Genomic DNA, 10014 nt, shown 5'->3' with positions numbered 1-10014 from the left:
GGCTAGTTATTAATAGTAAGCATCTCAAAGCATTATTTTTACGTACAAACTCACTACCTTTGCGATTTGGCGATCGCACTTTTAAAGGTAGTGATAGTAAAACTTTGGTTGTTTTCGGAGATGTCTAATAACTTTGTTAGAGGGGTAGTAGAGATATCGCTACCAGCAGCCACCACAGCAGAAGCTAGTTGTGAAGCATTCTGTCCGGAAGTTCTAGCAACCACCTTCTCTAACAATCGAATCATCCCTAGCGCGGAAGTTTTTCCATCAAGTGCAACCATCCCCTTATCGCTAATTAACACAGAAGCATTTCTATAACCAACCATTACCAATGCAATCGTTTTAGTTTTAATAGCCTCTCCCAACTTCTTTTGGTAAGCAAGATATATTCCTGCACCTTCAGGTAAGCACTTGAATTGAGTCAATATAAGCTGCATTTTTCCGGTAGGTGTCATAAAGCCAGCAAATGCTGCTTCAAGATGTTGATGAAAACTCTCTCTATTCTCAAACTCCCCCGGTGGTAGCAAACAAATAAGCGCAAGTCGAAATTTTGTACCTAACTGAAGTTTCTGCGAGATAGCCCAGATGAAAGCTAATGTCTTCGCAACTGCACGTTCGTACTTTAACTCTTTTAATCCCTGATTTGCATAATAGTTACTTTTCGCCAAATATCCCACAGCAAAGGTTTCACCCATGTAATTTACCCATGCAGCGTTTTCTGGTTCGGTTACACCTAAAATTTCCGAAGCTACAGAATCCAAAGAAATTCTTACCACTTCCGGTTCCATTACCAAAGATGCTGTTTGATTTTGCTTCAAAGTGCAATAAAAACCTTTGGTTGCGCTTCCTCCAAAATCCAAAGCCAAAATTAATAAGGGGGAAGAATTATTTTTCTGCTGAGTGTTTTTACTCATGGGTTTTTATTTATTTAATGCGGTTATTTTCAAGGAAAGTTAAGGAAAATAAAGGTCCATTATTAATCAAACTTATGGACATTGGAGGCTATTTTTGATTAAAAATTCCTTGTAATTCCTTCTGATTATTTTGATTAATGACAACTGTCTAACTGTTACGGAGAGAGAAATTGAGGAATAAAACACAGTATTAAATGACTAAATTCAGCAGTGATTTTAGAAAATATTAAATGCAGCGTTAAAAATAGGGCATAAAATATTCCAGCTTTTTCTCAGTTATAAAAGTGAAACACACTACACCTTTGTTTTGAATAATGGCTGGAAAATAATCCAGCCTAATCACGTCAAAAATTAAATTGGTCATAGTTCTTGATTTCCGAATAATGGTTTTCCGGCAAGGTACATCTGATTAATAAAGCTAATAGATCAATTATTCAATTTACTCTCCTTTTCATGAAATAAAATCTTACTTACCTTGTTAGCAAACTAATCCTAATTACTGCAATATAACTAAAGACAGATAAGATACTTAGGTGAGAAGTGCCTAAAAATATCAGTATAAAAGCAGCGATAGTTAAACTTATATCAATTAATATTGTTATGATGCTGTATTTATTTCTATGCTTTCATCTTAAGAACATCATCTTAAAATGATGCTTCTGTATAATTACTAGTTTTGGTAATATTTAGTGTTTTGTATATTAACTAGAAATAGTGGGAAGAATCGAACTTGTCAGTCTTTATACACAACATATATGATTCAAATAATACTTATATTCTTTTCTGCTTACGTAACTAATTAGGTATATGTATTGGTTATTTTTAGATATTTTTGGAAATCAATTCCGCTTACTTATTAATAAATGCGATAACAATGAAGGGCAGTGGAAAGTAGGCAGTCGGCAGTGGAAAAGAAGTATTTTCACTATCCTTACTCCCTTTCTCCCTACTTAGAAGTCAGTCCTTATGAAACAATTGATATGTCCTCCGGACACGCAATACCTACGGTACGCTCCGCTAGCGGCTAGCCGCTAACACCACTAATAATCTAAGTCTTAATATGTCTTCCGACTGCCTTCCTTATTATTTTCTCAGGTAAAAAAAGATGGCTTTTACAATTTGTCGAATTCAGAAAATAAAATCTTGGTCAGCTTTAGTTCGGAGTGAAGCACACACTGCAAGGAAGGTAGATACACCATCAGCCAATCCACAGATCACAAATTTAGAAGTGATAGGAGATTGTGACAACCTTGATTTATTAATGAAAGTTAGAAACAAAATCGGTTCCCAAAAATATCGTTCTGATGCTGTTCTAGCAGTGGAGATGTTGTTAAGCGCAAGCGCAGAATACTTCCGTCCCTATGCAGCACACGAAGGTGGAAGTTATGACAAACAGCGCTTGGATGATTTTGTTGAGGCAGTTGTCAAATGGTTAGATAATTCTTGGGGCGATCGCATAGTAAAAGCCTCATTACATCTCGATGAAATAACACCTCATATCCACGCTTATCTCGTACCGCTAGATGAGCGAGGCAAACTCAACTGCAAAGCGCTGTTTGGTACAAGAGCGAAAATGTATCAGTTGCAAGATAGTTTTGCCAATGCTGTTGAACATTTGGGAATAGTGCGAGGTGTAAAAGGGAGCGTTGCGACTCATACTAAAGTCAAGAAGTACTATGCAGCAGTAAATCAAGATTCTCAATTACTCGATTTAGAGCGTTATATTCCCCAACCACAAGCACAAGAAGGAAGTGTTGCATACAGACAAAGGGTTATTGAGCTATTAAATCCACAGTTGGAGGTTATTAATTCTCAGTTAAGAGAGCGCGATCGCAATTACCAAAAACTAATCGAGTTAAAGCAAACTGTATCTCGGAGCGAACAGTTACGATACTCTTTAGAAAAGGAGTTACATCTGCTTAGAGCAAACCACGGACGACAGAATTTATCACTATCCGAAGTTGCTTACGAGCTAGGGCTAAATAATTCTAAGTATGAAGATAATCCACTATCTTTAGTGATGAGCGTTAACAAGTGTAATCTTGACGATGCAGTAGTTTGGTTGCGGGACAGATTTGGTGAAAAAGCGATGCTTAATGCAGTTTCCAAAAGTGCTTTAAGTATTGCGCGTCAAACACCTGAGTGTATATTTGTACCACCCAAACCCCAAGCGCAACACTTTGGGGAAGTCGAGCATTACTTGAATCAAAAGCATTCTATTCCACAGAAGTTTTTGAAAACTCTACAAGAACGAGGTTTATTATATGCTTCGACGGATGGCAATGCAGTATTTATAGCTCGTAATCTTGATGGGAGAACAACAGGAGCTTATTTATATTCTTTAAATAATAGCGAAAATAATTTTACGATTTATTCGGGTAGTAGACGCTCAAATGGTTGGTTTCATTTAAGCATGGGTGGTTCAAATCGTGGATTGATAGAAACAGCGGTTCTAAATTCTTCTCCAATAGATGCACTCAAGATTATGATAAGAAATGCACCTCATAACCATAGAACCCTTTACCTGACTCTCGATCATGAAAATGCGCCATTACCACTACAACTTCTCACAACTTTACCAAATGTAGTTGTTGCGATGCCAAAAAAAAGAATCATTTCAATAAGAAAAATTTTACCTAACGCGATTGATTTTTCCAAATATAACCAGCAACAAGCATTTTATTAACATCATAATTGCTGCATTTAATATGAAATATATGTGTTTTTTCAAAATTCAGTATCACGAGTTATAAAAAACACCCAGCATTTCTTAGTGCAATCAAAGAAAATATACTAATATTTATGTACTAAAAATAGAAGTATGGATGCTATCAATAGCAATATTGATCTACAGAAGTATCTTTTTCATAATCTAAGCGTTAAAGCTAGCTAATAACAGGTTATTTAATGCACGATTCATATGTAAAGTTTACGTGTATATACTAAAAATACGCTTAATGTATGTAGATAAAATATCTCAATTCACCCGAATAATTATTTTACTTTTTGGGAATAATTTCGTTGATGCTCATAACATTTTGAAGCTTCTATATTTTTAAGTTAGGATGAATTTAACAATCTGCTATTTAAAGCATAGATAAAGTTTGTATTGTTATAAATTTGGTGCTATCTACTTTTTTAGTTGTGAAAAGGTGCATTAATTAAATCTACCAATTAAAGGATAATAATCCTTCGTACCGGACACATATGTCTGGTTGTTTATATAGGGGGGATAACATTCACTTATTTCTTTCATAAGACAAATTTGTCAATGAATCTTGGAATCTTTGGCTCAATTTAGATTGCTGATTTTATCCTAATTGTTGGTAGTTATGAACCAAAAAGATAACATAAACATCGACTCAAAACTTCATCAACCTTATGATGCACAATTACCAAGAGTATCGATTTCCTGTTGGCGCTATTACGACCGATGTTGGAAAGCCTATCAATTACCAAATGGTGCTTTATTCATGAGCGACCGACAGATGGCACTATTAGTAGGTCAACCTAAAAAGGTTGTCCGCTCGTTTATTGAGTCGCTTTCTTTAGAGACTTTAACTGTACAAATTGACAATGGTGTTGAAGTTCAAGTTTATCCCTTGTCTGTGGCTGCAATTTACTTATCCACATTGTTGAAGAATGGCGAGTTGGATAAACATCCTTTAATGTTTTCTCGTCGTGAATGGCATTCCTTGATTAAAGCATTAGGTAGATTTAAAGGTGCATCTCGCAGTACGCCAAACCCTTGTTTTTTCACTGGTAATTATTGGGTGGAAATAGCTAGAAAAATATCTGTCGAATTGGAGGTTAACTTAAATATACAAGTTTTGCTTTTGCAATCTGGGGAATGTCGTATTGAATATCAAGAAGGTTTGAGGTGCGTTCAACACGACTCGAATTGGTTAGTTAATTACTCACCGAAGAAAGCAAGGATTCTATCTGATTTAAAGCTGTCCAAGGATATTACGGAATGCCGGGTGATGGAGAAAGATGAGTTTATAAGTATATATGCGCTGTCAATTCCAGATTGGTTGTCGGTATGGGAACATTTTGCAAATAGAGGGAATAGGAATGCGATCGCGCTTTTAAAGACTTGTGCAAAGATTGGTATTGATCTACGGATTAATAAGGCTATTTCTGAAGCAAACGAGTAAAAAGTAGCTTGCTCTATTGCTATCACAAGCAATCGACTTTTAAGCTCTTTCATAACACGCATAACCATGCCATTTTCACTCTCTAACTTATTGTTTGCCGTCGTCCATTAGGATACGCTGAGAAGACCGTTCCACTCGCTGCGGACATACCTTAATTTTTAACGCCGACTTACGTAAATGTAAAAAAGCATTTTGATGATACTAATTCTCGTAGAGACTTGTACAAAAGTATTAATCTTGCCAATTTTCAATATTTAGGTTTGGAATTTGGGAAAAATCTTTGTAATTACGTGTAACGATTGTTGCATTTTGAGCCAGAGCAATAGATGCTATTCGTAAATCTTTTTCAATTCTCTTTTTTGCTAAAGCCTTATTTTGCCGTAAGGCTTGATAAGTATTTTCAGCATCTTCTTCAAAGTTCAAGACAGTTATTACCTTAAAAAATTCTGTGGTTTTCCATAATTTAGTATAAAGATGAACAAGGTTGCTTTGTTGTGTAGGGTCATTTAATTTTCCAGCCCAACCATTAAATAGTTCTTGAACAGTAATTACGGTAATGGCTACATCATTGGAATGCTTTGCAACTTGAGTTATAATTGACTTATTTCCAGCTAGAAATAGTGAGGCATGGTCAGTATCAAGAATCCAGAAACTCATTGGTCGCTATCTAATTCGCGCTCTGCTCTCATTTCTTGCATAATTTCAAGAAAATCTGGGTCGTCCTGAAATATTCCAGCAAATTTCATTAAAGAGTTTTCCGAGACAAGTGGTTGTGTTGATACTGGAATCTGAACAATTTCGGCATTAGCTAGACGTTTTTGCAACTTAGAAAGAACTTTCTCAACAGCACCTTGTTTTGTTTTATCAGTAATTTGACAATCAGGAACTTCTAAGACAGTCGCTACCGTAAAACCATCGTCTGTATTTTCTACTAAAATATTCCAATTATCCACAATGTTTATTTAGCTTAACTTTTTTGAATTTTATATCAACAATCGTCATTATATCTTGTCTATAAGTTTTTATCTTTAAGGATTCTTAATTTTTAGGAAGAAACTTCTCCCTAAATGTTTGAATGTAACTGCATAATTAAACTTGAACTTGATGGATGTATCTCATTCTAACTTCTAGTTTAAAATTAAGATAGAAGTATCCGATCTTTGAAGCATAGGTTCAACCGTTTTATGTCTAAACCCAACCTTAGTGATGAAGAAATTACCCAACGTGGGAAAGAACTCTACGACTCAAACATTCGTCTAAGAGTCGAGACACCAGAAAATATCGGCAAAATTGTCTCGATTAATATTGAAACGGGTGAATATGAAATAGGCGATGATTTAGTTGTAACGAGCTTAAAATTACGAAGTAAACAATAGTAAAGCAGCGCTCTGGTCGGAAAGAATCGGTTTTAATGCTGTTTATGCGGTTGGTGGTACATTATTTAGGATGACAGAGTGATAAATGGAACTGTTGTTGGGCTTCAGGCTCAGATAGGTATAATTCTATGTCTCCCAGAAATTCCAAATATAGAAATTCAGTTCGTTGTAGATACTGGGGAAGGAAGGTTTTTTGACTTTACCACCTGGCGCTATAGCTAAACTTGGCTTAACCTATCTTACACAGATAAATGCCAACCTTGCGAATAATTCAAACGTTTCAACTGACGTTTTTTTAGCAACTATTTTATGGAATGGGATGCAGCGTAACGTAGCAGTTCTTGCAATGGGTCGTCGTCCACTTGTTGGAACAGCTTTACTTCAAGATTATCACTTAGGCATTGATTTTCGAGAAGGTGGGACGGTTTTGGTTGATGAAATTTTGTGAAAATGTATTTCATCGCTTTAAGAAACTTCTCCCCAAAAGCTAGTAATCGTAGGAGCGAAAACTGATGTATCCGCACTTGATGCAGGCTGAGTAATATATTTAGCACGGTTGGCGATACACCCGGAGGGTGTCGGCTTCGCCTATCGCTAACACCCTATCAGTATCCCGAACATACAAAGGAACCATCATTTCTCGTTGCTCCAACAGTTCGCACAACCCAATTTCCATCTGACAACCCTGGTGGAATTTAGCACGCGCAGCATAAAGAACCATTTGCGCTAATTCCGCACCACTACAGTTGACAGTTTTGTTAAGAACAATGCGCCATTCTTTCTCTGTAAGCACATCGTCAGTTTTATAACGCGCATCAAACTTAGAAAGATGCACGATCAAAATCTCTTTTCGCTCAATAGCTTGAGGAAACCCCACATAAAAAATCTCATCAAATCTTCCCACCCTGGTTAATTCCGGTGGTAATGCATCGAGACGGTTAAGAGTTGCAATTACAAACACTGCACTTGTTTTATCCTGCAACCAAGTTAATAACGTTCCTAAAATTTGGCGAGAGCTAATGTCTTCTCCCGATTCATTAGATGCGGCAAACAACTTATCGAACTCATCAAAATACATTACGACAGGAGCGCAAGCTTCTACCCGCTCCACTATTTGTTTGAGATAACTTGCACCATTTGCAACAACCAGAGCGGTATCCACGCTTACTAAAGGAAAACCTAATATTTTAGCAATGACATTGGCTGATAGAGTTTTTCCCGTTCCCGGTGGTCCTACCAACAAACAACCTTTGGGAAGTGGAATATTAGCGGTTCGTGCTTGGGGTAAAAAGTCATATTTGACGTTTTCTATATATTTTTTGAGTAAATCCAAACCACCAAAATTAGGAACGTTTGGTTTAGCAACAAAGTTTAAATTATTTGAACGAAAGCGATTTATTTTGTATTCAAGTAAATGTTGAGCGAAATTATCATATTTTAACTGAGAGCAGGAGTTTAGTGCAATGTTTAACCCATTACGTATTTCTTCTTTTGTTAAACCAGCGCAAGCACTAACCAACGCTTCTTTATTTAATTTGTCTGGTAATTCACTTAAAAATTCTTCTATCAAATTAATAATTTCTTCATGATTAGGTAGCGGATAAGAAATACTGGGAATTAAACTGCTTAAGGATTTTGGTAACTCGATATCATCAGTCGATAAAATTATCAAATATTTTAATTGATTACTATTCTTTAACTCGAAAAAAATATTAATTAACTGTGAAATAATTTTAGGTGAGTCTATCTTTACTAAAGATGAAAGATTCTCAAAAATAAAAATACCTATTACTTTACTATCTAATAAATAATCAAAATTACTGAAAAGGCTTTTATATTTAGTTTTTGAATTAACAAAGCAGACTTTTGAATGTGAATCATATTCTACTCGTTTAAAGCATCCCCAACCAGCATTCCATAAATGAACGGGGATATTTCTCTTTTGAGAGCATTCAATATAAATGTCCTCTAATACGTTTATTCTTTCTGGTGAAGGAGCATTAACACAAACAATTGGAACACCAGAATCGAGATATAAATTCAGTTGAGATAATTTCATATAATTAAACTATCTTTCTAAGCTGTTGTCTGTGACTTGATTAAATTGAGATATGGTTACTTGTTTATGATTCCTCGGTTGTAATTTAGGTAAAATTTGCTCAAAATAAATTAAATCCCGCTCGTTCATATTACTTGTTAACTGTCCTCCAGTTTTTTCAAGTAAATTACCGCGTCCATCTTTCGCTTCGATTTGTACGTTACCATTGGAGCTAGCTTTCCATTTATAAGAAAATCGCCCATCAATTTCCACATCGGTTTGTTGTGCAACAGCATATTGTGTAAGCGCATTCGTAACTCTCTCTACACGAGCAAAGTATTCAGCTTCTTGCTTTCCTACTGGAGCAAAAGATGCAGGAACTGGTTCGTTTTTTCGCAAATAATTCTGTAAGGAGTTAATATCTTGAATATTTAAAGAAGCTAAATCACCCTTTTCTACTTTTACTCCTAAAGGGGTTTCGCGGAACTGTATTAAAAATTTATCTGTCGCTGAATCTTTTACTTCATACAATGAACCGCTGCGAGAGATTTGGTAATCACCTGCTTGATACTGATTTTCTCCTGGTTGGGTTTGCAGTTGAAATAAATTTTTTATTGATGCTGCGAATTGATGCTGTTTTGAATTTTCTTTGTATTCGCGCAATCCTATTTTTACAGCAGAAGTGACACTTGAAACAACGGTTGATGCATTATTAACTACTTGTTGCCACCATGAAGTATTTTGTGGTTGCTTTAACCTTTGCTCGATTAATTCCTGATACAAATTTCTTTCTTGCTGTAGTGATTTTACTTCTGCTTTTAATTGCTCAATTTCTGAACTTAATAATGTCTTCAACGGACTATCAACTAAAACCTGTAATGATTCGGCTACTCTCGTTGAGCCTGGGATTGTCGATGAACTTATCTCTTCTTGAATATAGTCGGGTGGCGATAATTCCGGTTGAATAATTTGGTTAATATTATCCGAATATTCTTTAGATGGTTTTATATCTGTAACAGCTTCTTGCTGCAAGAAATTGTTAACGATTACCTTACCATCCGAGTCAGATTGTACTAGGACTTCGCCGTCTAATTCAATTCTCTTATTAATCGCCCCATCTACTACTTCTCCAACTTGTGTAGAACGTAATTGTTGGAGTTGTGCAATCAGTTGAGGATTTAAAAGTTGCCCCCCAATACCCGACACCTCATCGCGAAATTGATTTTCATCATGTCCGTAAACTAATTTATCTCCATCAAATATTTTCAACCCTTGTTTATCCGAGTCTTGCTTTACATTTAATACAGCTTTTAGCAATACTTCAATTAGTTGCTCGTAACGTTGCTGTATTGCAGTTGCATCACTTTCATTGACAGTAAATATATCTGGCATCTGATTAACTCCTATTTATAAAAAGGCAAGGGAGCAGGGGGAAGAGGGCAGGGGTAAATAAGATTGATAGCTTGCTTGCTCTCCAGCTAAGTTGGTCGTTTACCGGAGAAGCAAGAAACTATTGAACAATATATATT

Annotated in this window: 9 protein-coding genes; 4 read left to right on the top strand and 5 right to left on the bottom strand. The window is 35.8% G+C overall.

Features of this window, described 5'->3' with window-relative positions:
* Nucleotides 1-53: 53 nt before the first annotated feature.
* Nucleotides 54-914: a ParM/StbA family protein gene (locus IQ247_RS29500; protein ID WP_228060163.1), complete on the bottom strand. Its 861-nt coding sequence runs from the start codon at nt 912-914 to the stop codon at nt 54-56.
* 1105 nt (nt 915-2019) lie between these two features.
* On the opposite strand from IQ247_RS29500, the gene mobV reads away from it, so the two are divergent.
* Together mobV and IQ247_RS29485 are read left to right on the top strand one after the other, a co-directional pair.
* Entirely contained in the window at nt 2020-3600 is a 1581-nt protein-coding gene (mobV, locus tag IQ247_RS29490) for a MobV family relaxase (RefSeq protein WP_193925428.1), read from the top strand.
* Between the two features lie 646 nt (nt 3601-4246).
* Nucleotides 4247-5071 (top strand): hypothetical protein, encoded by an 825-nt coding sequence (locus tag IQ247_RS29485; RefSeq protein WP_193925426.1) that lies wholly within the window; start codon nt 4247-4249, stop codon nt 5069-5071.
* Nucleotides 5072-5302: 231 nt separating this feature from the next.
* On the opposite strand, the gene IQ247_RS29480 is transcribed toward IQ247_RS29485, so the two are convergent.
* The gene (locus IQ247_RS29480; RefSeq protein ID WP_193925424.1) at nt 5303-5728 is read right to left on the bottom strand and encodes a type II toxin-antitoxin system VapC family toxin; all 426 of its coding nucleotides are present in this window, start codon (nt 5726-5728) and stop codon (nt 5303-5305) included.
* Nucleotides 5725-6024, bottom strand: coding sequence for a hypothetical protein (locus IQ247_RS29475; protein WP_193925422.1), 300 nt, complete (start codon nt 6022-6024; stop codon nt 5725-5727). Before IQ247_RS29475 ends, IQ247_RS29480 begins: the two co-directional genes overlap by 4 nt.
* 231 nt (nt 6025-6255) lie before the next feature.
* Here IQ247_RS29475 and IQ247_RS29470 point away from each other — a divergent pair, with 231 nt between their 5' ends.
* Both IQ247_RS29470 and IQ247_RS29465 read left to right on the top strand, forming a co-directional pair.
* Nucleotides 6256-6447, top strand: coding sequence for a hypothetical protein (locus tag IQ247_RS29470; protein ID WP_228060162.1), 192 nt, complete (start codon nt 6256-6258; stop codon nt 6445-6447).
* A gap of 193 nt (nt 6448-6640) precedes the next feature.
* Nucleotides 6641-6895: a hypothetical protein gene (locus IQ247_RS29465; protein ID WP_228060161.1), complete on the top strand. Its 255-nt coding sequence runs from the start codon at nt 6641-6643 to the stop codon at nt 6893-6895.
* A 99-nt stretch (nt 6896-6994) separates the two neighbouring features.
* On the opposite strand, the gene IQ247_RS29460 is transcribed toward IQ247_RS29465, so the two are convergent.
* Both IQ247_RS29460 and IQ247_RS29455 read right to left on the bottom strand, forming a co-directional pair.
* On the bottom strand, nt 6995-8506 hold the full coding sequence (locus tag IQ247_RS29460) for an ATP-binding protein (RefSeq protein ID WP_228060160.1): 1512 nt from the start codon (nt 8504-8506) through the stop codon (nt 6995-6997).
* 9 nt (nt 8507-8515) lie between these two features.
* Nucleotides 8516-9877 carry a hypothetical protein gene (locus IQ247_RS29455; RefSeq protein ID WP_193925420.1) on the bottom strand — a complete coding sequence of 454 codons (1362 nt, stop codon included), beginning with the start codon at nt 9875-9877 and terminating at the stop codon, nt 8516-8518.
* Nucleotides 9878-10014 lie beyond the last annotated feature (137 nt).

Origin of the sequence: Plectonema cf. radiosum LEGE 06105 (assembly GCF_015207665.1) — a bacterium.
GTDB classification, from domain to species: domain Bacteria; phylum Cyanobacteriota; class Cyanobacteriia; order Cyanobacteriales; family Nostocaceae; genus Rivularia; species Rivularia radiosa_A.
Note: the sequence above shows the minus strand (reverse complement) of the source record. Positions and strands in the feature narration are given on the sequence as shown.